Origin of the sequence: Stenotrophomonas sp. TWI1409 (genome assembly GCF_039673015.1) — a bacterium.
GTDB classification, from domain to species: domain Bacteria; phylum Pseudomonadota; class Gammaproteobacteria; order Xanthomonadales; family Xanthomonadaceae; genus Stenotrophomonas; species Stenotrophomonas maltophilia_A.
Genome location: NZ_JBDJKU010000062.1, coordinates 1 through 23,926 on the forward strand (window position 1 = coordinate 1; position 23,926 = coordinate 23,926).

Genomic DNA, 23,926 nt, shown 5'->3' on the forward strand with positions numbered 1-23,926 from the left:
GGTGCGGCGGCCTCGCGGCCGCCACTCCCCGCCCAACTCCCGGGTCGCGCCGGCCGCGGGCCGCCGGAATGTGGATCGCCGTGAAATGGGGTAGGGCCGGCCGCTGGCCGGCAGAACGGTCATGCGCCGTCACCACCACCATTCAGCCCCCGGGCGTATGCTGGAACCCTGTCCCACGGAGCTGCCGCATGCACATCGTGTACAAGGCCGACAACCTGTTCGACGCCCACCTGGTCAAGCACGCGCTGGAGGATGCCGGCATCCCGGCCTTCGTGTTCGGCGAGTCGTTGCTGGGTGGCATGGGCGAGCTGCCGCTGTTCGGCCTGCTGCGGGTAGGCATCCCTGATGCGGCACGGCCGCAGGCCGAGGACATCGTGGCGGCGCTGGACTTGGGCCACGCGCCGGACGCCCCCATTTCAGATGCAGACGACATAGCCGGCCTTCCGGCGTAGGAGCGCATCATGTTGGGAATTGGCCAGGGCATCCTCGGCATCGGCGCCTTCAAGCAGCGCCTGCCGCGCCCGGAAGAAGCACTGCCGGGGCGTGACCAACCGCTGCCGCTGCACAGCAACCAGCACTTCGTGAACAGCCATCCGCTGAAGGACCGTTTCGCCGGCCTGCAGCAGATCCGCTTCGCGCTGGGCTGCTTCTGGGGCGCCGAGCGCAAGTTCTGGACCGAACCGGGCGTGTACAGCACCTCGGTGGGCTATGCCGGCGGCATCACCCCGAATCCGACCTATGAAGAGGTGTGCTCGGGCCTGACCGGCCACACCGAAGTGGTGCAGGTGGTGTTCGACCCGGCGGTGGTGAGCCTGGAGCGGCTTCTGCAGCTGTTCTGGGAAAGCCACGACCCGACCCAGGGCATGCGCCAGGGCAACGACACCGGCACCCAGTACCGTTCGGTGATCCACGCCACCGACGAGGCGCAGTACGCCGCCGCGCTGGCCAGCCGCGAGGCCTACCAGGCGCAGCTGGATGCGGCCGGCTACGGCCCGATCACCACCGAGATCGTGTACCCGGCACCGGCGTACTACTACGCCGAGGACTATCACCAGCAGTACCTGGCGAAGAACCCGAACGGTTACTGCGGCATCGGCGGCACCGGGGTGAGCTGCCCGATCGGATTGGATGTGGAGGCGCCGCGCTGACGCGCGGTGGTCCGCCTGCGGCGGGCAGAAGCTGAAAGCAACTGCCAAAGCCAAAGCCAAAGCCAAAGCGGCTCTGGGTTGCTGATGGTTTGGCGGGACGGGGGCGGCTGGCAGGACACGCCGTAAACCCATCCATGGGGGCTCGATGGCGCCATCCATGGCGCCAACGGTCCTGGATCGGCTGGCCTGCAGCCTCTCGACACATTGCGGGTGGCGGACGCAGGTCTGCGCGTCGGGATTGAATTGGCTGCGGAGGAGCGAGGCTGTTCGTGCCGCCGTCGCGGGAAATCGTCTGGAGGGGGTGGCCCGCCCCCTCCCGCGCAGGAACAGGAAGGCGCTACTGCGACCAGGCCGACCGATGCCAATGCAATCCCCGGAAAACAGAAAAGCCCGCACAAAGGCGGGCTTTTTCGGTTCCTGCTGCGGCGACTGGCGCTCCCTAGGGGACTCGAACCCCTGTTTTAGCCTTGAGAGGGCCACGTCCTAACCACTAGACGAAGGGAGCGTAACTGTGTCGCTGCCGAGGCAGGAGCGCTAGTATATGCACCTCGATGCCATTGGGCAATCCCGAAACTTCAACCGGAAGCGCCAACATCATTTCCTCTGCTACATCACCGTTCAGCCTGCGCGTCATCCCGCGCGACCAGCACACGATCTCCCGCAAGGACATCAGCCCGAACGCCCTGCGCGTGCTTTATCGCCTGCGCGATGCCGGCTTCGGCGCCTACCTTGTCGGCGGCGCGGTGCGCGATCTGCTGGTCAATGGCCAACCCAAGGATTTCGACGTGGCCACCGACGCCACGCCCGAGCAGGTCAAGCAGTTGTTCCGCAACTGCCGCCTGATCGGCCGCCGATTCCGCCTGGCCCATGTTGTGTTCGGCCGCGAGATCATCGAAGTGGCCACGTTCCGTGCCAACAGCGATGACGGCAGCGGCGACCGCGAGATGGAAAACGGCATGCTCGTGCGCGACAACGTGTACGGCACCATCGAAGACGACGCCATCCGCCGCGACTTCACCTGCAACGCCCTGTACTACGCCATCGAGGACTTCTCGGTGCGTGATTACACCGGCGGCTTCGAGGACGTCCAGGCGCGCCTGATGAAGCTGATCGGCGACCCCGAGCAGCGTTATCGCGAAGATCCGGTGCGCATGCTGCGTGCGGTGCGCCTGGCGGCCAAACTCGGCTTCCAGATCGAAGAGGGCACCGCCGCGCCGATCCCGCACCTGGCGGGCCTGCTCAACGAAGCCGCACCGGCGCGCCTGTTCGAAGAAGTGCTCAAGCTGTTCCTGTCCGGGCACGGCGTGGCCAGCTTCGAAGGCCTCGAACGTTACGGCCTGCTGGACGTGCTGTTCCCGGAGAGCGCCAAGGCGCTGAAGTCCAACCGCACCGGCGCGCTGCGCCGCATGCTGGTGGAGGGCCTGGCCAACACCGATGCACGCGTGGCCAACGATGAACCAGTCTCGCCCGCGTTCCTGTTTGCGCTGCTGCTGTGGCCGGCGTTCTGCCGCGCCCAGGCAACCCTGCTCAAGCAGGGCGTGGCACCGGAAGAGGCGCAGCGCCGTGCGGCCGACCGCGTCACGGTGCAGCAGCTGAGCACCATCGCGCTGCCGCGCCGCTTCTCGCTGCCGATGCAGGAAATCTGGCTGCTGCAGTCGCGCTTCAGCTCGCGCCAGCGCAAGCGCGTGTTCCGTACCCTGACCCATCCGCGCTTCCGCGCTGCGTTCGACTTCCTCAGCCTGCGCCAGGTGGCCTCGGCCGAGCACGCCGCCGATGTCGAGTTCTGGCGTGAGGCGCAGGCGCAGTCCGGTCGCGAGCTGGAATCGTCGCTGGACGTGATGCACAGCGAAGAGGGGGATGGCGAGAGCGGGGCACCGCGCAAGCGCCGCCGTCGCCGCCGTCGTCCGGGTGCCCCGGCCGGTGCGGCTGGCGAGTAAACGATGACCCTTGCCTGGATCGGCCTCGGCGCCAACCTTGGCGACGCGGCCGTCACCGTCGGCGCGGCGATTGCCGCGCTCGACGGCCTGCCCGATACCCGCCTGCGCCAAGCCTCAAGGCTGTACGCCACGCCGGCCTGGGGCAATGAAGACCAGCCGCCGTTCGTCAACGCGGTGGCTGTGGTCGAGACCACGCTGCCCGCCGATACGCTACTGCAGGCGATGCTGGCGCTGGAGCAGCGTTCTGGTCGCGTACGCGATCCGGCGGTGCACTGGGGCCCGCGCGCGCTGGACCTGGACCTGCTGCTGTATGGCGCGCAGGTGCTCGACCAGCCTGGTCTGCAGGTGCCGCATCCTTACCTGCACGAGCGTGCCTTCGTGTTGGTGCCGCTGGCCGAAATCGCGCCGGATCTGGCCATTCCCGGCCATGGCCGCGTGCGGGATGCAGTGATGCGGGTGGATGCCTGCGGGATTGCGCCGATAGGGTGATAATGCCCGGGTTATCTCCCCCGGTTATCAGCACATGAGCACCCACGCAGACAGCAAGCCCTGGACCGTTCCCGCCCTGGCCGAGGCCAAGCGCAATGGCCAGAAGCTGGTCATGTTGACCGCCTACGACGCCGGCTTCGCCCGCACTTTCGATGCCAACGGCGTCGACCTGATCCTGATCGGCGATTCGCTGGGCATGGTCGTGCAGGGCCATGATTCGACCTTGCCGGTGACCGTGGCCGACATGGTCTACCACACCCGCGCCGTGGCCCGCGTGCTGCAGCGTGCGTTGCTGGTGGCCGACCTGCCGTTCGGCGCCGATGCCACCCCGGAGCGCGCGCTGGATGCCTCGTTGCAGCTGCTGCAGGCCGGCGCCGAGATGGTCAAGATCGAAGGTGCCGGCTTCAAGGTCGACATCATCCGCTACCTGGTGGAGCGCGAGATTCCGGTCTGCGCGCATCTGGGCCTGACCCCGCAGTCGGTGCTGCGACTGGGCGGCTTCAAGATCCAGGGGCGTGGCGATGCCGCGCGCCAGCTGGTGGAAGATGCCAAGGCTGTGGCCGCTGCCGGCGCCAGCATCATGGTGCTCGAATGCGTGCCGACTCCGGTCGCCGCCGAAGTGACCGCTGCGGTGGATGTGCCGACCATCGGCATTGGCGCAGGCCCGCAGTGCGATGGCCAGGTGCTGGTGCTGCATGATTTCCTCGGCCTGGACAGTGGTCATCGCCGTCCCAAGTTCGTCAAGGATTTCCTTGCCGAAGGCGGTTCGGTGGCCGGTGCCACCCGCGCCTATGCCGACGCGGTGCGCGACGGCAGCTTCCCCGACGAACAGCACGCCTACGCCCAATGATCCAGACCTTCAACGAGCTCGGCGCACTGCGCGGGCAGATCGCCCAGTGGAAGCGCGAGGGCCTGCGGGTGGCGCTGGTGCCGACCATGGGCAACCTGCATGGGGGTCACCATTCGCTGGTGACCCTGGCCCGCCAGTACGCCGACAAGGTGGTGGCGAGCATCTTCGTCAACCCGACCCAGTTCGGGCCGAACGAGGATTTCAGCCGCTACCCGCGCACGCCCGAGGCCGATGTGGCCGGGCTGGAGCAGGCCGGCTGCGATGCGGTGTGGCTGCCCAGCGTCGAGGTGATGTACCCGCTGGGGGTGGACAAGACCACGCGCATGCACGCGCCGGGCGTGAGTGAAGTGCTGGAAGGCGCCAGCCGTCCGGGGCACTTCGATGGCGTGTGCACGGTGGTCGCGCGCCTGTTCCTGCAGGTGCAGCCGGACGTGGCCGTGTTTGGCCGCAAGGACTACCAGCAGCTGGCCGTCATCAAGCAGATGGTGGCCGAACTGTCGTTCCCGATCCAGATTGTCGGTGCGGACATCGTGCGCGACGAGGATGGCCTGGCCAAGAGTTCGCGCAACCAGTACCTGAGCGCCGAACAGCGCCCGCTTGCGACCACCATCCACCGCACCCTGCTGGGCATGCGCGAAGGCTACGTGGCCGGGCAGGCACGTGATCGCATCGAGGCCGACGCCACGGCGGCATTGCAGGTGGCCGGTTTCCAGGTCGACTATGCAGTGCTGCGGACCCCGGAGCTGGCCGAGCCGACCTTCGACGGCGGTGGCCGCGTGGCGCTGATCGCCGCGCGGCTGGGTACTACCCGCTTGATCGACAACCTGGAGTTCTGAGCCGCATGCGGCTCCGGGGCGCCCGCAACGGGCGCCTCTCGACTTCCCACGGACGGGAGACCGGAAATGAAGACCCCCAGCACTGATACCGGCCGTCTTGCCCAGGCCTCGATCCTGGCGGTGCTGGCCGCCGGCATGCTGCCGGCCCAGTTGTTTGGCGGCCTGTTGTTCGCGCTTGAATTCCGGCGCACGCCGATGCCTGCGCTCACCGGCGGTGGGCTGATGTTCGTGTTGGCCGTGTGCAATGCGATCGCGGTGTTGCTGCCGATGGCGCTGATCCTGCAGTCTCAACAGCGGCTGCGCCGGACTGGATTCGTGCTGGTCGGCTTCGGGTTGGGCGCGCTGGCCATGGCCACCTGCACCTGGCCGGGCGCGGACAATGGTCCGCTGCTGCAGCGCCTGCGCTATGTCGACACCTTCGACGTGATCAGCTATGCCTTGCAGGTGCTGGCCGCAGGTGGCTTCGGCCTGGTCGCCGGGCTGGCCTTCCATACGGTGTTCCGGCTGTCTCTGGAGGGCAGTTCCGGGCATGCCGCGCCGCCGCCGCCGGGGGAGGGGGCCTGAACAGCCTTCAGCGTCCTGTTGCGGCCCCCTGACGATGGCCAAGCGGGTGCTAGAATCCGCTCTTTCCTTTGCCGTTGCAGCGCCCCCATGCACCTGTCCCTGCTCAAGACCAAGATCCACCGCGCCACCGTCACCCATTCCGAGCTGAACTACGAAGGCTCGATCGCCATCGATGACAACCTGCTGGCTGCCACCGGCATCCGCGAGTTCGAGCAGGTGCACATCTGGGACGTGACCAACGGTGCGCGCTTCTCGACCTACGCCATCCGCGCCGAAGCCGGCAGCGGCGTTGTCTCGCTCAACGGTGGTGCTGCGCGCCACGTGCAGGTCGGTGACATCATCATCATCGCCGCGTTCGCCAGCATGACCGAGCAGGAAGCTGACAGCTTCAAGCCGAAGCTGGTGTACGTTGATGGCAAGAACCAGATCTCCCACACCAACGACACGATCCCGACCCAGGCCGCATGACAACGAACAACGGATTCGACTCGCTGCATTCCCACGCCCAGCGCCTGAAGGGCGCAAGCATTCCCAGCCTGCTCGCCGCCGAACCCGGCCGCGTGCAGGACCTGGCGCTGCGGGTCGGTCCGTTGTATGTCAATTTCGCGCGGCAGAAATACGATGCCGCGGCGTTGCAGGCCCTGCTCACGTTGGCCGCCGACCGTGATGTCGGTGGTGCCATCACCCGCTTATTCCGTGGCGAGCAGGTCAACCTGACCGAAGGTCGCGCCGCGCTGCATACCGCGCTGCGCGGCGACGTGGTCGATGCGCCGGTGGCGGCCGAGGCCTATGCCACCGCGCGCGGGATCCGCCAGCGCATGGGCGTGCTGGTGCGTGCGCTGGAAGACAGCGGCGTCACTGACGTGGTCAGCGTCGGCATCGGTGGTTCCGATCTCGGTCCGCGCCTGGTCGCCGATGCGTTGCGCCCGGTCACCGGCGCGCGCCTGCGCGTGCATTTCGTATCGAACGTGGACGGCGCCGCCATGCAGCGCACACTGGCCACGCTGGATCCGGCGAAGACCGCCGGCATCCTCATCTCCAAGACCTTCGGTACCCAGGAAACCCTGCTCAACGGCCAGATCCTGCACGACTGGCTGGGTGGCAGCGAGCGCCTGTACGCGGTCAGTGCCAATCCGGAACGTGCCGCCAAGGCCTTCGCGATCGCTGCCGATCGCGTACTGCCGATGTGGGACTGGGTCGGTGGCCGTTATTCGCTGTGGTCGGCCGTTGGTTTCCCGATCGCGCTTGCGATCGGTTTCGAGCGCTTCGAGCAGCTGCTGGAAGGCGCCGCGCAGATGGATGCGCACGCGCTGGATGCACCGCTGGAGCGCAACCTGCCGGTGCTGCACGGCCTGACCGACATCTGGAACCGCAACGTGCTGGGCCATGCCACGCATGCGGTGATGACTTACGACCAGCGCCTGGCGCTGCTGCCAGCCTACCTGCAGCAGCTGGTGATGGAAAGCCTGGGCAAGCGCGTGCAGCGTGACGGCCAGCCGGTCACCACCGACACCGTGCCGGTGTGGTGGGGCGGCGCGGGCACCGATGTGCAGCACAGCTTCTTCCAGGCACTGCATCAGGGAACCAGCATCGTTCCGGCCGACTTCATCGGCTGCGTACACAACGACGATCCCTACACGATCAATCATCAGGCCCTGCTGGCCAATCTGCTGGCGCAGACCGAAGCACTGGCCAATGGCCAGAGCAGCGACGACCCGCACCGTGATTACCCGGGCGGCCGCCCGAGCACGCTGATCCTGCTCGACGCGCTGACCCCGCAGGCGCTGGGTACGCTGATCGCCATGTACGAACACGCCGTGTACGTGCAGTCGGTGATCTGGAACATCAATGCCTTCGACCAGTTCGGTGTCGAGCTTGGCAAGCAGCTGGCCAGTGGCCTGTTGCCGGCGCTGCAGGGTGAGGATGTGGCGATTGCCGATCCGATGACCCGCGAGATCCTGGCGCAGCTGAAGAGCTGACCCGGCCTGCGGATGTGCCGGCGCCGGCCGGCCATCCGATGCCTCTCCGGTTGCCTTCGATCCGGTCGCGCAGGAATGGCGGCGCGGCCACTCATTCCACGTCACTTCCGTACCGCACGTGCAGCGTATTCGTGCGCCCTGCCGCAGCGCAGCTTGACGCACTTCACACGCGGATGCAGTGTGCACGGGCGGCTGTACCTGTCATCCAGTATCGCTCGCAGCATGATGTTGATGCCAGGGACTGGCCGTATCCGAAGGGACGTGGAATCGATCCATGTCCTCAACGCCTCATGTTGTGAATGACAGGAGATTGCGAATGGATCTGAACGACGATGTTGTGTCCGGCTGGCTCAATGGCTCGGACGATGTGGATGGGTGTGCCAACCCTGCGGGTTCGCTGTTCATCTACGGTGCGGCAGCCACCGAAGCGGCCCTCACCGGAGCTTCGGACACCATGATCACCGGGGGCACCAACGAGTGCACCACCACGGTATCGGTGATCAACCACTGCCTGTGTTGCTGATGTAACCCGAGCCGGCACGCAGAGGCATGCAGCTGCGTGCCGGCGACTGGAACAGACTCTCGATATCTCGCAGGGGGCGTAATGACCGCTTCTCCGGCTGCGGCCGCGTTTGCGTGCATCACCGAACATTTCCTTGCCCAGGCGCGCGCTGCGCTGGTTGCCGGCCTGCATGATCCCGCCATTGCTCTGCAGCCTGGCGAGCGCGATCTGCTGCATGCACGGGGCGATGCGGCACTGCGTGAGCATGCCCAGCTCAAGCTCAACCGCGTGCTGCTGCTGGAACTGCACGCCGCTGCGCGCAGCGGTGACATCGGCCCGCTTGACAGCGCTGGGGTGCTGGACGAATTCGTTGCCCTGGCCACCAGCGAGGGCTTCCGCACGCATCTGCAGCGACGCTATCCGGTGCTGCTGCCGCGCCTGACGCGCATGCTCGAAGGACAATGTGCGGCTGTGGTGGAGCTCGCTGTTCGCATCGGCAGCGATCGTGCGGCGCTGGCAGAGTTGCTGGGTGCGCCGGCGGGCACGCTGCATGCCGTTGCATTGGGACGCGGTGACCTGCATGGTGGCGGCCGGACCGTGGCGCGGCTGCAGTTCGATGGCGGCACGGTGATGTACAAGCCACGCTCATTGCGCATCGATGCGACGCTTGATGGCCTGTTGTCCACGGTCTTTGGTGACGGCCCTGACCGCGTATGCGTGCCGAAGGTGATTGATCGTGGCAGCCACGGCTGGGCCGCCTTCGCCGCGCACCGCTACTGTGCCGATGACCTTGAACTGCGTGCCTACTACCGCGGTCTTGGCCATTGGCTGGCAATCCTGCGCCTGGTCGGTGGCACCGACATCCATCTGGAGAATCTGATCGCGGTCGGGCCGGTGCCGGTTGTGGTCGACGCCGAAAGCGTGTTCTCCCGGGTAATCGACATTGAGCCATCAGGGCTTGGCGATGCGTACGACACCGCCGTCAAGCTGATGCGTAATTCAGTGCTGCGTACCGGAATCGTGCCATTCCGTACTGCCGGCCTGGGCATGGAAGGCGTGGATCTGTCCGCAGCCGGCGCACTGCCGGGCGAGCAGCCGCGGGTACAGGTGCCGGTGATTGTCGAGGACGGGACGGAACCGGCCCGCTTGGGCATGGTTGAGGCCGAGGTCTCCGTTGCGCAGAATCATCCCAGCGCGCAGCCCGATGTGTCGTTGTACTGGGATCACATCAGCGAGGGCTTCATCGACGCCAGTGGGCGCCTGCGCGCGCTCGATGCGAAGGGTGAACTGATGCCGCTCCTGGCGGCTTTCGAGGGCTGCCAGGTGCGCGATGTGCGGCGGCCGACCATGGCCTACGCCGAGCTCGGGCGAATGCTCTGGCATCCGGCATCGCTGCACAACGAAGCCCAGGCGGTTGAACGCGCGATCGACCTGCTGGTGCGCAATGCGGCGGTGTCACCGGCCGCGCCATCGGACCTGGAGACCGTGCGCGGCGAAGTGGACGACCTGCGCCACGGTGACATTCCGATCTTCGCATCGCAGCTGGACGCGGCCCGCATCCGCTCCATCACCGACAACTGGCGTGCGATGCGCATCGACCTGGAAGACGTGACCATCCGCAGCACGCTGGTAGCCACCGACCTGAACCAGCATGCGCTGGCCCGCGCCGAGGCTAGATCCGGCCACAGCTATGCAGCACAGCATCCGCGTGCGGACGACCTGGATGCACGCCGTCGCACGCTGGCCGCGCGCGCGGTGGAGAGCCTGCTGCGGCTGGCGGTGCACGGCGAAGACGGTTCGATGACCTGGATCACACCCGAGGTGACCCGTACCGGGTGGACCGTCCAGCCGGTGCAGCCCGACCTGTATTTCGGGCTGGGAGGCATTGCGTTCGCACTGGCGGCCTACCGCCGGGAAGTGGAGCAGGGGCGTGCCGACCCGGTAGTGGGGCTGGCCCCGGCCATCGATGGCGCCCTCGCGGTGTTCCAGACCATGTGTGAGCGGCATCCCGCCGAGATCGATGGTGGATTCGTCGGAACCGGTTCGCAGATCTGGGCATTGCTGGCATTGAACGACCTGTTGCAGCGACCGGCGCTGCTGGCGCTGGCGGAGCGCTGCGCAGAAGCCGCAGAGCGTCGCGGGTTCCAGGAGGCGACGAAGTTCGAACTGATTGATGGCGTGTCCGGCATGATCCTGCCGTTGCTGTCGCTGGCCGGGGCTACCGGAAACGCGCGCTGGCTGGAGCTGGCGGCCGCAGCGGGACGTCGCCTGCAGGATGCTGCGATCGTCGACACGGACGGCGCACGCTGGCCGACGCCACAGTTCCGCGAGCCGATCGGTGGCTTTGGCCACGGCGCGATGGGCATGGGCTGGGCGCTGGCACGGCTGGCGCGTTCGGATGCCGGCAGCGTGCCCGAGCGGGCCGCCTGGTGGCAGTTGGCCGAAGGAGCGTTTGCGTTCCAGGCGGCGCTGTTCGAACCGCATACCGGGCACTGGCGTGACATCCACCTGCAGGATGGGCAGAAGAACTTCCCGACCTGGTGCCATGGCAGTGTCGGCATCGGTCTGGCGGCCGCGGATCTGTATGCCCGCACCGGCGATCCCGCGCAGTTGCGTGACATGCGGCGGGCTGTGGCCGACGCGCGCGGCAAATGGGGGTTCAGCCACACCCTGTGCCACGGCGATGTGTCCACCCGGGAGCTGCTGGTTCTTGCGGCTGCGCTGGATCCGGAGGGATGTCCCTATCCGCAGGATGAGGCCGCCATCGAGATCGTTTCTTCGATCGAGGAGCACCAGGGCATGGTCGGCGGACTGACCCGCGCGGCCTTTACTCCGGGCCTGATGATCGGCCTGGCAGGTGCGATCTATGGCTTCCTGCGCATGCATCCGGCCTGCGCGCTGCCGTCGCCGTTGCTGCAGGAGACGGCGGCGGCGCGGGTCGATGCCCCGGCATCGCGTTCCAGTGCCGCGCAGGACCGACCGGCGCTGGCCGAGGTCTGAGCCGGACGGGTTCGGCAATCAACGGCTGGGATCGCGTTCCGGGCTTGGCCGCTTTGCCAGCTTGCGCTGCAGCGAACGACGGTGCATGCCGAGCAGGCGCGCTGCCGCGGACACGTTGCCGCCGGTCTCGTGCATCGCCTGCTGGATGTGTTCCCACTGCAGGCGGCTGATCGGCGTCATCGCGTCCGGCACTTCCATTTCGCCATCGTCGGCCGGGCCATCGTCTTCCTCGCCGAGGGCGCGCAGGATCATCGGCACCGTGGCCGGCTTCGGCAGGTAGTCATCCGCGCCCAGCTTGATCGCCTCCACGGCGGTGGCGATGCTCGCGTAGCCGGTCACCAGCAGGATGCGCATGTCCGCGCGCAGGGCACGCAGCGGCTGGATCAGTGCCAGGCCGGAATCGCTGCCCAGCTTCAGGTCGATCAGCGCGAACGCCGGCGGATGCTGGCGGGCCAGCGCCAGCGCACTGGCGGCATCCTGTGCGGTCTGTGTTTCAAGCCCCTTGCGGGCCAGGCTGCGCTGCAGGGTGCGCAGGTACAGCTCGTCGTCGTCGACCAGCAGGCCCAGGGTGGAGTGATGAAGGCTCATGGGGTGTCCTCACGTGGGGTCAGCGGCAGGCGGAAGCCGACGCGGCTGCCGGCCCCCTGGGCCGGGCGCATCCACATCTCGCCGTCGAGGCGTTCGATGGTGGCATGGGACAGGGCCAGGCCGACGCCCATGCCCTCGCTTTTGCTGCTGCCGAACAGCTTGCCCGGCAGCACCGCAGCACGGGCGTCGAAGCCGTGGCCGTAGTCGCGGACTTCGCCGATCAGGTCGTCGCCTTCGATGCGCAGGTCCAGGTCCACGCGCGGCCGGCCGGCCTGCTCGCCGGCATCGGCGGCATTGTTGAGCAGGACCATCAGCAGATGGCCCACGCCCGGGTCGAGTGGCAGCCGCAGCGGCGCATCGTCATTGCGATGCAGGTCGATGGTCGGCCGCACCAGGCGCCACTGTTCCAGTACCTGCTGGGCGCTGGAGTGGCTGCGACCCGGTGCATCGGCCGAGGCCGGTGCGGCCAGCGCCAGCACGCGCTCGCGGCACTGCACCAGCAGCTCGCGCAGGGTTTCCATGTCTTCGCGTACTTCGGGCTCTTCGCTGCGCTCGGCGACGTCATCGGCGAGCAGGGTCATGGTCGCCAGCGGCGTGTTCAGTTCATGCGCCACCGAGGCGGCATGGGTGGCCAGGGCGACGATGCCCTCGTTGCGGGCGAAGCGTTCGCGCAGGGCCGACAGTTCCAGTTCGCGCTGGCGCAGCGCCAGTGCCAGGCGGGTGGAAAAGGTCAGCACGACCGCTGCGGAAATCAGGAAATTGGCGACCACGCCCCAGCGGTTGAGGTCCTGCGCGCGGAAATAGCCATCCGGCAGCGACTGGCCGAAGATGGCGCTGGCGGCGTAGCCGAGCAGGCAGGCCAGCGCCACCGCCAGTGCCCAGCGCAGGGGCAGGGCGAACGCGGCGAGCGCGATCAGGATCAGGAACAGCGAACTGAACGGGTTGGCCATGCCGCCACTCCAGCCCACCATCCAGGTCAGGATGATCACGTCCACCAGAATGTGGCCGAATGCGGTCAGTGGCGCGGTGTCGGCCGCCTCCGGGCGCAGCTGGGTGTAGATGTTGAACAGGGTCAGCACGGCCACGCCCGCCCACAATGGCAGTTGCGGCAACGGCAGGCCCAGCACCCAGGTGGCAACCAGGATGGTGGCGGCCTGGCCACCTACGGCAAGCCAGCGCAGGCTGCACAGGGTTCGGAGAAACGGGGCGTCGGGACCGGTCATTCACGCTCATCGTATGCGTTCACGCGTGACCGTGCCTGCGACAATCGGCCGCAGCCGTGCCGCCGGCTGAATGCGAGTCACCCGGAATGCGGAGGCGGGCGGTAGAATGCGCCCATGCACGACGCCGTTACCCGCCCGACGCCCCCTTCCGATGCCACTGCCTGGCCCCGCCGCCAGACCCATGCCGTCCAGATCGGCGGGGTCACCGTAGGCGGAGGCAAGCCGGTCGTGGTGCAGTCGATGACCAACACCGATACCTCCGACGTGGCCTCCAGCGTGAAGCAGGTGGCCGAGTTGTGGCGTGCGGGTTCGGAAATGGTGCGGCTGACCGTCAATACCGTGGAAGCGGCTGCGGCGATCCCGCGCATTGTCGACAAGCTGGCGATGATGGGCATCGACGTGCCGCTGATCGGTGACTTCCATTACAACGGCCATCAGCTGCTGACCGCCGAACCGGCCTGTGCCGAAGCGCTGGCCAAGTACCGCATCAACCCGGGCAATGTCGGCTTCGGCAAGAAGAAGGACCTGCAGTTCGCCCAGCTGATCGAGTTCGCGATCCGCTACAACAAGCCGGTGCGCATCGGTGCCAACTGGGGCTCGCTGGACCAGGCCCTGGCGGCAAAGCTGATGGACGAGAACAACCTGCGTGAGCAGCCCTGGGACGCCGGCCGCGTGCTGCGCGAGGCGCTGATCCGCTCGGCGCTGGATTCGGCAGAGCAGGCGGTGGAGCTCGGCCTGCCGCGCGACCGCATCGTGCTGTCGGCCAAGGTCAGTGGCGTGCAGGAGCTGATCGCGGTGTACCGCGACCTGGCCCAGCGCTCGGATTTCGCCCTGCACCTGGGCCTGACCGAGGCCGGAATTGGCAGCAAGGGCATCGTCGCCTCGTCCGCGGCGCTGAGCGTGCTGCTGCAGGAGGGCATCGGTGACACCATCCGCATCTCGCTGACCCCGGAACCGGGCCAGTCGCGTACGCAGGAAGTGATCGTCGCCCAGGAGCTGCTGCAGACCACCGGCCAGCGCGCCTTCACGCCGCTGGTCACGGCCTGCCCGGGCTGCGGCCGCACCACCTCCGAGTTCTTCCAGGAGCTGGCCAAGGTGGTACAGAACCACGTGCGCGAGAAGATGCCGCTGTGGAAGATCCACCACCCGGGTGCGGAGAACATGACCCTGGCGGTGATGGGCTGCATCGTCAACGGACCGGGTGAGTCGCGCCATGCCAATATCGGCATCTCGCTGCCCGGCACGGGTGAAACGCCTGCAGCGCCGGTGTTCGTCGATGGCGAAAAGAAGGTGACCCTGCGTGGCGAGAACATCGCCCAGGAATTCGTCGCCCTGATCGACGATTACGTCGAACACAAGTATGTCCGAAGCGCCGGATAAGCCTGCGATCCTCGCTGCACCGGAGTCCGCCTCCGGCTTCCGCCACTGGATGGCGCGCAATGCCTGGCGCCTGGTCCTGCTGTTCGGTGGCGTGCTGCTGCCGCTGGCCGGCTTCGTCGCCCTGGCTGACGAGGTGCACGAGTTTGAATCGTTCCATTTCGATGCGCCGCTGCTGTGGCAGATGCATGGCCTGCATTCGCCGCTGCTGGACCGCTTCTTCGTGCTCATTTCCAGACTGGGCTACGAATGGTTCCTGATCCCGGCCGACGTGCTGATCATCGGCGTGCTGCTGGGCTACCGGCGTTGGCGCGAGGCGACCTTCGTGGCGGTCAGCTTCGTCGGCTCGGCGCTGCTGAACATGGGCAGCAAGCACTTCTTCCAGCGCCAGCGCCCCAGCCTGTGGGAATCGATCGCGCCGGAATCGACGTTCAGCTTCCCCAGCGGCCATGCGATGGGCTCGATGACCCTGGCAGTGACCCTGGTACTGCTGGCCTGGAACACCCGCTGGCGCTGGCCGGTGCTGCTGCTGGCACCGGCATTCAGCCTCCTGGTCAGCGTGTCCCGGGTCTACCTGGGGGTGCATTACCCCTCCGATATCCTGGCCGGATGGTGTGCCGCGCTGGTTTGGGTGGTAGGGTGCTATCTGGTCATGTTCAGTCGCCGGCACCCGTGGCGACGTCACGGCTCGCCGCCAGCGAAGGCCAGCGAAGCATCATCACAGGGGGATTGACGTGGATGGCCCTTGAGGGACGTCTACGTGATAGATCAGTTGTTTCGTTGCAGCAGGTTCTGCAAGACAGGGGGCAAGCACAACGCGCGGTAGTGTGATGCGCAAGGCAGATTGCCGGGGTCGCATTCCGAACGCGCTTGCAGGGGTATCGGCACCCTGCCTAGCTTGACCTGCAATGGCCGCATTCGAAGAGGTACGTGAATGACGATTCGAGTCTACCTGGTGGATGACCATGCGCTGGTCCGCACCGGGATGAAGATGATTCTGTCGGGGGAAACCGACATCGAGGTGGTGGGCGAAGCCGAGACCGGCGAAGACGCGCTGCGTGAAGTCCGCCAGCTGCTGCCGGACGTGGTGTTGTGCGATCTGCACCTGCCGGGCGTAAGCGGCATGGAAGTGACCGAGCGCATCGTCCGCAGCCACCGCAACACCCGCGTGGTGATCGTGTCGGTGCTGGAAGACGGCCCGCTGCCGAAGCGCCTGCTGGAAGCCGGTGCTGCCGGGTACATCGGCAAGGGCTGCGATGCGCAGGAACTGCTGCGCGCAGTGCGTGACGTGGCCGGTGGCCGCCGCTACCTGGGCACCAGCATCGCGCAGAACCTGGCGTTGTCGACGGTGGAGGGCAACGGTTCGCCGTTCGACAGCCTGTCACCGCGCGAGCTGGAAGTGGCACTGCTGCTGACCCAGGGCCTGCGCCAGGAAGACATCGCGCGGCGGCTGAGCCTGAGTGCGAAGACGGTGAACACGCACAAGGCGCGGTTGTTCGAGAAGATGGGAATCCACGACAACATCGCGCTGGCGCGGATGGCCAGCCAGTATGGGCTGGTGGATCCGGCACGGCCGCTGTAAGGGTTTCGGCCAACGGCTGAGCCCCTCGCGGTGTGCGGCAGGATTCGTGGGGTTGGCCCTGCGGAGGGATTGCGCAGGGGACGCCGTGGATCCATCCCTGGAGGCTCGGGCGCGCCATCCATGGCGCTTACGCCCCTGCGCAATCCCTCCGCATGGCCACGGACAGGTTCCGTACGCGTCCACTGCGGAATGAAGAAGGAAGAGCAGGAGCGGGTCGCGCGCTGTGCGCGCTCGTCGCCTGGGGTCGGATCCCTTTCCCGGTGGGAAAGGGCTCTGACCCTTGATGATGCCGGAGCCGAGCGTGGGCGCGGCTCTACACCTTTGTCGGGCTCAGTGGCCGCGCACGCGCTTGATGATCTTTGCCGCGTCTGCGGCGCTGGCGCGCACCTTGTCCCATTCGCCGTCGGCGATCCAGTTGCCCGGCACCATCCACGAACCACCGATGCAGACCACGTTCTTCTGCTCGAGGTATTCGGCGGCGGTGTTTTCGGTGATGCCACCGGTCGGGCACAGTTTGAGGTCGGCAACCGGGCCGGCCAGGCCCTTGATCATCGCCAGCCCGCCCACGGCCGTGGCCGGGAACAGCTTGCACACGCGGAAGCCGCGCGCGTACAGCGACAGCAGCTCGGTCGGGGTTGCCGCACCCGGCACCACCGGCAGCGGCGCAGCGGCCAGTGCATCAGCCAGCGCCGGCGGCGTACCCGGGGTCACCAGGAAATCCGCACCCGCATCGATGGACTGCTGCATCTGCTCCACGGTCAGCACCGTACCGGCACCCACCACCACGTCCGGCAGCTCGCGCTTGAGCATCGCCAGCGCTTCCATGGCCACTGGCGTACGCAGGGTCAGCTCGATCGCCGGCAAACCACCTTCCAGCAGCGCCGCGCTGACCGCACGCGCCTGGTCCAGCGTATGAATCGTCACCACCGGCAGGATGCCCGCCGCACGCAACAGCTCCGCCGCCTTCACCTGATGTTGTTCGATACCCATGCTTTTGCCCTTGCCTTTGCTCTTCTTGATTCAGTGGCCGCAGCGCAAATGACGCGCCGGGAATTGTCCAAGGGCAGTAGAGCGCCCTGGCCGGGACCGTGAGCGGCATGGATGCCGCGATCGAGCCCCCATGGATGGGTTTACGGCGTGTCCCGGCCAGGGCGCTCTACTGCCCAAGCCGGGAAGCCTGCCGCGGCTTTTCGCTTCAGGCGTCTTTCGCCTCATGCGGCGCCGCCGCCGCCGCGGCATCGTGCCCCAGCTCATACTCCGCGTCGTACTCCCACGGCCCGCCATCGGCCGCCGCCGGCCCGCACGAAATCGAAATCGCACCCTGGTCCGCCGGCCCCACCACGCGACGGTTGATCGCGAACAGGTTGCGGCCCAGATCATGCGCGGCAGGCGCGGTGTTCGGCGCCAGCGGACGTGCAGCCCATTCGGCTGCGTCCACCAGCACTTCCAGCGTGCCGGCCTCGCCATCGAGGCGGATCATGTCGCCCTCGCGAACCTTGGCCAGCGGACCACCCCGCGCCGCTTCCGGCGTCACATGGATCGCCGCAGGAATCTTGCCCGAGGCGCCGGACAGGCGGCCGTCGGTGACCAGCGCCACGCGCCGGCCCTGGTTCTGCAGCAGGCCCAGCAGCGGCGCCAGCGAATGCAGTTCCGGCATGCCGTTCGCACGCGGGCCCTGGTAACGCACCACCGCCACGAAATGCTCGGGCAACAGGCCGCCGGCATGCAGCTTGTTCAACACCTGCGGCGCATCGACCACCACCGCCGGTGCTTCGATCGTGCGGTATTGCGGCTTCACCGCCGACAGTTTGATCAGCGACTTGCCGAGGTTGCCGCGCAGCAGGCGCAGGCCACCCTGGTGTTCGAACGGATTGTCGACGCCACGCACCACCTCTTCGTCGGCGCTGCGTTCCAGGCCCGGCAGGTAGACCAGCTTGCCGTCGCGCAGCTGCGGTTCGCGCGCATAGTCGGCCATGCCGCCGCGCGCCACGCTGACCAGGTCGCCGTGCATCAGGCCGGCCTTGATCAGTTCGCCGAACACGAAGGCCGGGCCGCCTGCTGCGGCGAAGCGGTTTACATCGGCTTCGCCGTTCGGGTAGACGCGGGCCAGCAGCGGAATCAGCTGCGACAGCTCGTCGAAGTCGTCCCAGGTCAGCACGATGCCAGCCGCGCGTGCCACCGCGATCCAGTGGATGGTGTGGTTGGTCGAGCCGCCGGTCGCCATCAGCGCAATGACCGCATTGATGATCGCGCGCTCGTCGATGATCCGGCCGAGCGGACGGAAATCGTCGCCCAGTGCGGTGATGTCCAGCGCGCGTTCAGTGGCTTCGCGGGTCAGTGCGTCGCGCAGCGGCGTGTCCGGGTTGACGAACGAGGCGCCCGGCAGCTGCACGCCCATCGCTTCCAGCAGCACCTGGTTGGAGTTGGCGGTGCCGTAGAAGGTGCAGGTGCCCGCACCGTGGTAAGAGGCCGATTCCGCTTCCAGCAGTTCCTCGCGGGTGGCCTCGCCGGCGGCGTAGCGCTCGCGCACTTCGGCCTTCTGCTTGTTCGGGATGCCCGGGGTCATCGGGCCGGCCGGCACGAACACCGCCGGCAGATGGCCGAAGGCCAGCGCACCGATCAGCAGGCCCGGCACGATCTTGTCGCACACACCGAGGTAGACGGTGGTGTCGAACATATCGTGGCTGAGCCCGATCGCGGTGGCCTGCGCGATCACATCGCGCGAGAACAGTGACAGTTCCATGCCGCCGCGGCCCTGGGTGACGCCGTCGCACATCGCCGGCACGCCGCCGGCCACCTGTGCGGTGGCGCCCAGCTCGCGGGCGATCTCGCGGATCTGCTCGGGATAGGTCTCGAACGGCTGGTGCGCCGACAGCATGTCGTTGTAGGCGGTGATGATGCCGAGGTTCGGCGTCACGCCGCCGCGCAGGCGGCTCTTGTCGGTGCCGCCGCAGGCGGCGAACCCGTGGGCGAGGTTGCCGCAGCTCAGGCGGCTGCGGAACGGGCCTTCACGCAGGGAGGCGTCGATCGCGGCCAGGTAGGCGGCGCGTGAGGCGGCGCTGCGGCGGATGACACGCTCAGTGATGGCTTGCAGTTGCGGATGGAGGCTCATTGGCTACCGGCGTTCGTGGTGGCGAGAGGCAAGCGGCGGCACGGCGCCGCCGCCAACATCAATCAGCCCAGTGGACGCGCAGGCGCGCGCCTTCCAGGTTGATCGCATTGAGGATGGGGTAATGCTGGGCGTCATTGCTGTCCAGCGCCTGGCGCAGTACCTGCAGCTTCTGCTTGCCGCGCAGCAGCAGCAGGCGCTGGCGGCACTGGCGCAGGCCATGCGGGGTCAGCGTGATGCGCAGCGGCCACTGGTTCGCGCCCGGGCAGCCGGTGGCATCCAGCGCCGCGTAGGGCAGGGTGCTTTCCAGTGCGCGGGCCAGGTCCTTCGAGCCGGGGAACAGCGAGGCGGTGTGGCCGTCGTTGCCCATGCCCAGCGCCACCAGGCTCGGCGGTTGGCTGTGCTGCGCCTGCAGGTTGGCGGTGTACACGCATTCCGGAAGCGGCTTGCCGATGCGCACCAGCGGATCGAAATGCGCACCTTCGGCGCGCTTGAGCAGATTCTCGCGCACCAGCCAAGCATTGCTGTCGCGATCCTGCGGCGACAGCCAGCGCTCATCGGCCAGGCTCACTTCCACGCGGTCCCAGTGCACGTCCAGTTCGGCCAGCGCCTGGTAGACCGGTGCCGGCGTGGTGCCGCCAGACAACAGGATGCGGGCGCGGCCCACTTCGTTGATGTCGTGGTTGAGGGTCTGCGCCATCTCAGCGGCCACCGCCTCGATCCAGCCATCGGCATCGCCGTGCTGGATGAACTCGATGCGGTCGTCGTGGAAGGTGGTGGGGCTCATGCGGCAACTCCAGGTGCGTCACGTTCGGCGTCGGCGGCGTAGGCGGCGGCGCCCAGCAGTCCGGCGTGGGGATGCATCACGGCCAACGAGGGCACCCGCGCCATGATCGAAGAGAAGCGGCCTTTGTGTTCGAAGCGCTGGCGGAAACCAGAGTGCTGCAGCGAATCGAGCATCTTCGGGGTCAGCCCGCCGGTCAGGAACACGCCGTCCCACGCGCCCTGGGTCAGCACCAGGTCGCCTGCGATGGCGCCGAACACGGCGCAGAACACATCGACGGTGCGCATCGCCTGCGGGTCACCGTGCAGGGCGCGGGCGGTCACGTCCACCGGCTGCAGTTGGCCCGGATCGATGCCGGCCATCTCGCATACGGCGCGATGGATGTTGACCAGGCCAGGGCCGCAGATCAGGCGCTCGTTGGAGACGCGGCCGAACTGTTCGGACAGGATCTCCAGGATGCGGATCTCCTCCGGGGTTCCCGGCGGGAAGCTGACATGGCCGCCTTCGGTTTCCAGCGGGTAGCAGCGGCCGTGGCGCAGGATCAGGCCACCGACACCCAGGCCCGTACCCGGCCCGATCACCGCGTAGTTGCGCGGCTGGCCGGGTTTGCCCGGCACCCAGGCGGCACCGCCGACCTGGACCACGTCATCGGGCTGCAGCAGCGAAATCGCCATCGCCTGTGCGGCGAAGTCGTTGATCAGGTGCAGTTCGTTGAAGCCGAGCATGGCGGCGGTGCGGCTGCGTGAGATCACCCACGGGTGGTTGGTGATGCGCGCTTCGTCACCGTCGACGCGACCGGCCACCGCGAACACGCCGCGGCTGGCCGTGGCGCCGATCTGTTCCAGATGGTGGCGCGCGGCATCACCCAGCGACGGGAACTCCGCCACCGCGTACTCGCGGATGCTGTCCTTCTGCAGTGGTGCGTCCTGCGAAGTGTCAGCCAGGGCGAAGCGGGCATTGGTGCCACCGATGTCGGCGACCAGCACCGGCTGCGAGCTGGCGCTCATGCCGACGCTCCGCTGTCCGGCGCGTCCACGCCCTGCGGCAGGAACTCGCCGGCATTGCTCGGCCCCCATTGGCCGGCGGGGTAGGGCTCCAGCGGCAGCTTGGCGTCCTTCCAGGCGTCGGCGACGCTGTCGATCCAGGCCCACGCTGCGCGCACTTCGTCGTCGCGCACGAACAGCGTGTGGTTGCCGTTGAAGGCATCCAGGAACAGGCGTTCGTAGGCGATGCGGCGGTGCAGGCCAGTCGGCACCGACAGTTCCAGTTCCAGCGGATGCAGCTCCAGCGCGCCCCATTCCGGGCCGGCCAGGCTGCTCATCAGGCCCAGTTCGATGTTTTCCTGCGGCTGCAGCTGGAACACCAGGCGGTTCGGTGCGGCCTGCGCGCGCTGCGGGCGCTCGAACAGCCAGTGGGTGACCGGCTTCAGCGTGACCACCACGCGGGTGGTGCGTTCGGGCAGGCGCTTGCCGGTGACCAGGTGGAACGGCACGCCGCTCCAGCGCCAGTTGTCGATATGCGCGGTGACCCCGGCGAAGGTCTCCACGTCGCTGCCTTCCGGCGGCTGGTAGGCCTGGGCCGGCTGGCCGTTGATGGTACCGGCGGTGTAGCGGCCACGGATGCTGTCACGCGCGGCGTGCTTGGCATCGAGCGGGCGCAGGGCGCGCAGCACCTTGACCTTCTCGTCGCGGATGCGGTCGGCTTCCAGCGAGGCTGGCGGCTCCATCGCCACCATGCACAGCAGCTGCAGGATATGGCTCTGCACCATGTCGCGCAGCGCGCCGGAGCGGGCGTAGTAGGCGTCGCGGCCATCCACGCCTTCGCTTTCGGCGACCAGGATGTGCACCGATTCGATGTAGTTGCGGTTCCACACCGCTTCCAGCAGCGTGTTGCCGAAGCGCAGCGCGATCAGGTTCTGCACCGCCGCCTTGCCCAGGTAGTGGTCGAGGCGGAACACACGATCCTCGTCGATCCACTGGCCGATGGTGCTGATGATTTCCTCGGCGCTTTCGCTGTCGCTGCCGATCGGCTTCTCCAGCATCAGGCGTGCCGGTGCGGCGAGGGCGCCACCCTTGGCCAGGCCTTCGCAGGTGGAGATGTACAGGCCCGGCGGAATGGCCAGGTAGCTGACGCACTTGCGGTGCACCAGGTCGGAGACTGCGGCGGCAACCGAGTCGACGTCGCGCAGGTCCACCGAACGATAGTCGATGCGGCGCAGCAGGGCGCTGATGTCGTCCTGCGTGGCCATCGGCATGGCCTGCTGCAGGCGCGGCCGCAGGATGTCATGGAAGGCTTCGGTGTCATGCCCGGACAGGGCCAGCGCACGGATGCGGAAGTCCTCCGGCAGCAGGCCGTCGCCAAGCAGGCGAAGCAGCGAAGGGAACAGGTAGCGCTGGGCCAGATCACCTGTGGCACCGAACAGGAAGAGGGTGTCGTGCATCGCTCGAGTTTCAGATCCGGGTGACATCGTTGTCAATCGCTTCATGGCTGGGTTCGGGGGACATCCGCGCAACTGCCTGTCCGAGGTTCGTCAGGGGCGATCTCCGGGGTAGCGGAAGACCGTTCCATTCGAAACCACTGCCTCGGCGGAACCTTCGTTCAACCGCCGACGCAGATCGGTGCGCACCGATCATCGGATAGTGCCACGTGAAAACGTTTACATGGCAGAATGGGCAACTGTATTCGATTGCAGTGCTCGCCGTCATGCGGCAGGCGCGCAATCATCACTGCCATCGGGAGGGCCGAGGCAGTCCCAAAAGACAGCCCGGCTTCGGGCGGACCGGATAGGTGATATGGCAAAAGTGCAGTTGCAGGGTGTGCGCAAGGTCTATGACAACGGCCAGGTCGCGGTGAAGGACGCCAGCTTCGAGGTCGCCGATGGCGAGCTGATGGTGCTGGTCGGTCCGTCCGGCTGTGGCAAGTCGACCCTGCTGCGGATGGTGGCTGGCCTGGAGGAGATCAGCGGCGGCACGCTGACCATCGGTGATCGCGTGGTCAACGACGTGGCGCCGAAGGACCGCGACATCGCCATGGTGTTCCAGAGCTACGCGCTGTACCCGCACATGACCGTGGCCGAGAACCTGGCCTTCGGCCTGAAGCTGCGCGGGCATGACAAGGCGACCATCGACAAGCGCATCGCCGAAGCAGCGCAGACCCTGGGCCTGACCGAGATGATGGACAAGCTGCCCAAGGCGATGTCCGGTGGCCAGCGCCAGCGTGTTGCGCTGGGCCGTGCACTGGTGCGCGAGCCGGCGGTGTTCCTGCTGGACGAGCCGCTGTCCAACCTCGACGCCAAGCTGCGCCACAGCGTGCGTACCGAGATCGCGCAGCTGCATCGCAAGCTGGGCACCACCATGATCTACGTGACGCACGACCAGGTCGAAGCGATGACCCTGGGCCAGCGCATCGTGGTGCTGAAGGACGGCATCATCCAGCAGATCGATACGCCGATGGCGCTGTACGACCGCCCGGCCAATCTGTTCGTGGCCGGTTTCCTCGGCAGCCCGGCGATGAACGTGCTGCGTGGCACGCTGCAGGGCGATGCCGGCGGCGTGACCGTGGTCGACGGCGAATGGCGTGCACCGCTGGGCCAGGCCACGATCGATCCGGCGTGGCTGCAGAAGCCGATCGCGGTGGGCGTGCGCCCGGAACACCTGCAGCCGGCCCGTGCCGATGATGCGCATGCATTTGCCGCACGCATTGAAGGCATCGAACCGGTCGGTAACGAGATCTTCGTCAACCTGAGCAGTGGCCAGCATGCGCTGACCATGCGCGTAGCGCCGCAGTCGCTGCCGGCGGTGGGCGAGCAGATCCGTGTGGCGATCCACCCGCAGGGCCTGCACTTCTTCAACCCGGAAACCGGCGAGCGCCTGTAACGGGTAGTGCCGGGGGGCGGGCGGCCACAAAAAAAAAGACTGGGTGTCAGCCCCACGCCCGGCCAAACCAAACAAGAAAACAC

22 protein-coding genes and 1 tRNA gene are annotated in these 23,926 nt (G+C 67.3%); 15 read left to right on the plus strand and 8 right to left on the minus strand.

What is annotated here, in order from left to right; genetic code table 11:
- The first annotated feature begins 188 nt into the window (after window positions 1-188).
- Both ABE423_RS16840 and msrA read left to right on the plus strand, forming a co-directional pair.
- On the plus strand, window positions 189-452 hold the full coding sequence (locus ABE423_RS16840) for a DUF2007 domain-containing protein (RefSeq protein WP_346486840.1): 264 nt from the start codon (window positions 189-191) through the stop codon (window positions 450-452).
- Between the two features lie 30 nt (window positions 453-482).
- Window positions 483-1,148: a peptide-methionine (S)-S-oxide reductase MsrA gene (msrA, locus tag ABE423_RS16845; protein WP_346486856.1), complete on the plus strand. Its 666-nt coding sequence runs from the start codon at window positions 483-485 to the stop codon at window positions 1,146-1,148.
- A 430-nt stretch (window positions 1,149-1,578) separates the two neighbouring features.
- Here the strand turns inward: msrA and ABE423_RS16850 are convergent.
- Window positions 1,579-1,653 (minus strand) — tRNA-Glu (locus ABE423_RS16850).
- Window positions 1,654-1,705: 52 nt separating this feature from the next.
- On the opposite strand from ABE423_RS16850, the gene pcnB reads away from it, so the two are divergent.
- The 9 genes from pcnB (at window position 1,706) to ABE423_RS16895 (ending at window position 11,305) form a co-directional block, all read left to right on the plus strand.
- Window positions 1,706-3,085: a polynucleotide adenylyltransferase PcnB gene (gene pcnB, locus ABE423_RS16855; protein ID WP_346486858.1), complete on the plus strand. Its 1,380-nt coding sequence runs from the start codon at window positions 1,706-1,708 to the stop codon at window positions 3,083-3,085.
- A 3-nt stretch (window positions 3,086-3,088) separates the two neighbouring features.
- Entirely contained in the window at window positions 3,089-3,574 is a 486-nt protein-coding gene (folK, locus tag ABE423_RS16860) for a 2-amino-4-hydroxy-6-hydroxymethyldihydropteridine diphosphokinase (RefSeq protein ID WP_346486842.1), read from the plus strand.
- A gap of 34 nt (window positions 3,575-3,608) precedes the next feature.
- Complete coding sequence (panB, locus tag ABE423_RS16865; protein ID WP_005416119.1) at window positions 3,609-4,424, plus strand: 3-methyl-2-oxobutanoate hydroxymethyltransferase; 816 nt, start codon at window positions 3,609-3,611, stop codon at window positions 4,422-4,424.
- Window positions 4,421-5,260, plus strand: a complete 840-nt coding sequence (gene panC / locus ABE423_RS16870; protein ID WP_346486844.1) for a pantoate--beta-alanine ligase — start codon at window positions 4,421-4,423, stop codon at window positions 5,258-5,260. Before panB ends, panC begins: the two co-directional genes overlap by 4 nt.
- A 66-nt stretch (window positions 5,261-5,326) precedes the next feature.
- On the plus strand, window positions 5,327-5,824 hold the full coding sequence (locus tag ABE423_RS16875; protein WP_149909427.1) for a hypothetical protein: 498 nt from the start codon (window positions 5,327-5,329) through the stop codon (window positions 5,822-5,824).
- 87 nt (window positions 5,825-5,911) lie between these two features.
- Entirely contained in the window at window positions 5,912-6,292 is a 381-nt protein-coding gene (gene panD, locus ABE423_RS16880; protein WP_032128853.1) for an aspartate 1-decarboxylase, read from the plus strand.
- Window positions 6,289-7,803 (plus strand): glucose-6-phosphate isomerase, encoded by a 1,515-nt coding sequence (gene pgi / locus ABE423_RS16885; RefSeq protein WP_346486847.1) that lies wholly within the window; start codon window positions 6,289-6,291, stop codon window positions 7,801-7,803. Before panD ends, pgi begins: the two co-directional genes overlap by 4 nt.
- A gap of 316 nt (window positions 7,804-8,119) precedes the next feature.
- The gene (locus tag ABE423_RS16890) at window positions 8,120-8,326 is read left to right on the plus strand and encodes a DUF6229 family protein (RefSeq protein ID WP_010484314.1); all 207 of its coding nucleotides are present in this window, start codon (window positions 8,120-8,122) and stop codon (window positions 8,324-8,326) included.
- A gap of 81 nt (window positions 8,327-8,407) precedes the next feature.
- On the plus strand, window positions 8,408-11,305 hold the full coding sequence (locus ABE423_RS16895; RefSeq protein WP_346486849.1) for a type 2 lanthipeptide synthetase LanM family protein: 2,898 nt from the start codon (window positions 8,408-8,410) through the stop codon (window positions 11,303-11,305).
- An 18-nt stretch (window positions 11,306-11,323) separates the two neighbouring features.
- Here ABE423_RS16895 and ABE423_RS16900 read toward each other — a convergent pair whose 3' ends face one another.
- Window positions 11,324-11,893 carry a response regulator transcription factor gene (locus ABE423_RS16900; protein WP_012510702.1) on the minus strand — a complete coding sequence of 190 codons (570 nt, stop codon included), beginning with the start codon at window positions 11,891-11,893 and terminating at the stop codon, window positions 11,324-11,326.
- Entirely contained in the window at window positions 11,890-13,116 is a 1,227-nt protein-coding gene (locus ABE423_RS16905) for an ATP-binding protein (RefSeq protein ID WP_346486851.1), read from the minus strand. The genes ABE423_RS16900 and ABE423_RS16905 overlap by 4 nt, the downstream gene beginning before the upstream one ends.
- A 114-nt stretch (window positions 13,117-13,230) precedes the next feature.
- Between ABE423_RS16905 and ispG the strand changes: the two genes are divergently transcribed.
- The 3 genes from ispG (at window position 13,231) to ABE423_RS16920 (ending at window position 16,075) form a co-directional block, all read left to right on the plus strand.
- Window positions 13,231-14,496: a flavodoxin-dependent (E)-4-hydroxy-3-methylbut-2-enyl-diphosphate synthase gene (gene ispG, locus ABE423_RS16910; protein ID WP_032128857.1), complete on the plus strand. Its 1,266-nt coding sequence runs from the start codon at window positions 13,231-13,233 to the stop codon at window positions 14,494-14,496.
- On the plus strand, window positions 14,477-15,226 hold the full coding sequence (locus ABE423_RS16915; protein WP_032128858.1) for a phosphatase PAP2 family protein: 750 nt from the start codon (window positions 14,477-14,479) through the stop codon (window positions 15,224-15,226). Before ispG ends, ABE423_RS16915 begins: the two co-directional genes overlap by 20 nt.
- A gap of 201 nt (window positions 15,227-15,427) precedes the next feature.
- A complete protein-coding gene (locus ABE423_RS16920) occupies window positions 15,428-16,075 on the plus strand; it encodes a response regulator (protein WP_004153112.1) in 648 nt (215 codons plus the stop codon).
- A 330-nt stretch (window positions 16,076-16,405) separates the two neighbouring features.
- Here the strand turns inward: ABE423_RS16920 and eda are convergent, their stop codons facing one another.
- The 5 genes from eda to zwf all read right to left on the minus strand — a co-directional run bounded on the left by eda (window position 16,406) and on the right by zwf (window position 22,408).
- Entirely contained in the window at window positions 16,406-17,065 is a 660-nt protein-coding gene (gene eda, locus ABE423_RS16925) for a bifunctional 4-hydroxy-2-oxoglutarate aldolase/2-dehydro-3-deoxy-phosphogluconate aldolase (protein ID WP_032128859.1), read from the minus strand.
- A gap of 205 nt (window positions 17,066-17,270) precedes the next feature.
- On the minus strand, window positions 17,271-19,187 hold the full coding sequence (gene edd / locus ABE423_RS16930) for a phosphogluconate dehydratase (protein WP_180838580.1): 1,917 nt from the start codon (window positions 19,185-19,187) through the stop codon (window positions 17,271-17,273).
- 58 nt (window positions 19,188-19,245) lie between these two features.
- Entirely contained in the window at window positions 19,246-19,971 is a 726-nt protein-coding gene (pgl, locus tag ABE423_RS16935) for a 6-phosphogluconolactonase (RefSeq protein WP_253145950.1), read from the minus strand.
- A complete protein-coding gene (glk, locus tag ABE423_RS16940) occupies window positions 19,968-20,975 on the minus strand; it encodes a glucokinase (RefSeq protein ID WP_049400948.1) in 1,008 nt (335 codons plus the stop codon). The genes pgl and glk overlap by 4 nt, the downstream gene beginning before the upstream one ends.
- Window positions 20,972-22,408, minus strand: a complete 1,437-nt coding sequence (gene zwf / locus ABE423_RS16945; RefSeq protein WP_010484333.1) for a glucose-6-phosphate dehydrogenase — start codon at window positions 22,406-22,408, stop codon at window positions 20,972-20,974. Before zwf ends, glk begins: the two co-directional genes overlap by 4 nt.
- A gap of 352 nt (window positions 22,409-22,760) precedes the next feature.
- Between zwf and ugpC the strand changes: the two genes are divergently transcribed.
- Window positions 22,761-23,843 (plus strand): sn-glycerol-3-phosphate ABC transporter ATP-binding protein UgpC, encoded by a 1,083-nt coding sequence (gene ugpC / locus ABE423_RS16950; RefSeq protein ID WP_125895703.1) that lies wholly within the window; start codon window positions 22,761-22,763, stop codon window positions 23,841-23,843.
- The last annotated feature ends 83 nt before the right edge of the window (window positions 23,844-23,926 follow it).

Coding starts and splice junctions, on each gene's coding strand:
- ABE423_RS16840 (WP_346486840.1), top strand. CDS start 189: ATGCACATCGTGTACAAGGCCGACAACCTGTTCGACGCCCACCTGGTC.
- folK (WP_346486842.1), top strand. CDS start 3,089: ATGACCCTTGCCTGGATCGGCCTCGGCGCCAACCTTGGCGACGCGGCC.
- panB (WP_005416119.1), top strand. CDS start 3,609: ATGAGCACCCACGCAGACAGCAAGCCCTGGACCGTTCCCGCCCTGGCC.
- panC (WP_346486844.1), top strand. CDS start 4,421: ATGATCCAGACCTTCAACGAGCTCGGCGCACTGCGCGGGCAGATCGCC.
- ABE423_RS16875 (WP_149909427.1), top strand. CDS start 5,327: ATGAAGACCCCCAGCACTGATACCGGCCGTCTTGCCCAGGCCTCGATC.
- panD (WP_032128853.1), top strand. CDS start 5,912: ATGCACCTGTCCCTGCTCAAGACCAAGATCCACCGCGCCACCGTCACC.
- pgi (WP_346486847.1), top strand. CDS start 6,289: ATGACAACGAACAACGGATTCGACTCGCTGCATTCCCACGCCCAGCGC.
- ABE423_RS16890 (WP_010484314.1), top strand. CDS start 8,120: ATGGATCTGAACGACGATGTTGTGTCCGGCTGGCTCAATGGCTCGGAC.
- ABE423_RS16895 (WP_346486849.1), top strand. CDS start 8,408: ATGACCGCTTCTCCGGCTGCGGCCGCGTTTGCGTGCATCACCGAACAT.
- ABE423_RS16900 (WP_012510702.1), bottom strand. CDS start 11,893: ATGAGCCTTCATCACTCCACCCTGGGCCTGCTGGTCGACGACGACGAG.
- ABE423_RS16905 (WP_346486851.1), bottom strand. CDS start 13,116: ATGACCGGTCCCGACGCCCCGTTTCTCCGAACCCTGTGCAGCCTGCGC.
- ispG (WP_032128857.1), top strand. CDS start 13,231: ATGCACGACGCCGTTACCCGCCCGACGCCCCCTTCCGATGCCACTGCC.
- ABE423_RS16915 (WP_032128858.1), top strand. CDS start 14,477: ATGTCCGAAGCGCCGGATAAGCCTGCGATCCTCGCTGCACCGGAGTCC.
- ABE423_RS16920 (WP_004153112.1), top strand. CDS start 15,428: ATGACGATTCGAGTCTACCTGGTGGATGACCATGCGCTGGTCCGCACC.
- eda (WP_032128859.1), bottom strand. CDS start 17,065: ATGGGTATCGAACAACATCAGGTGAAGGCGGCGGAGCTGTTGCGTGCG.
- edd (WP_180838580.1), bottom strand. CDS start 19,187: ATGAGCCTCCATCCGCAACTGCAAGCCATCACTGAGCGTGTCATCCGC.
- pgl (WP_253145950.1), bottom strand. CDS start 19,971: ATGAGCCCCACCACCTTCCACGACGACCGCATCGAGTTCATCCAGCAC.
- glk (WP_049400948.1), bottom strand. CDS start 20,975: ATGAGCGCCAGCTCGCAGCCGGTGCTGGTCGCCGACATCGGTGGCACC.
- zwf (WP_010484333.1), bottom strand. CDS start 22,408: ATGCACGACACCCTCTTCCTGTTCGGTGCCACAGGTGATCTGGCCCAG.
- ugpC (WP_125895703.1), top strand. CDS start 22,761: ATGGCAAAAGTGCAGTTGCAGGGTGTGCGCAAGGTCTATGACAACGGC.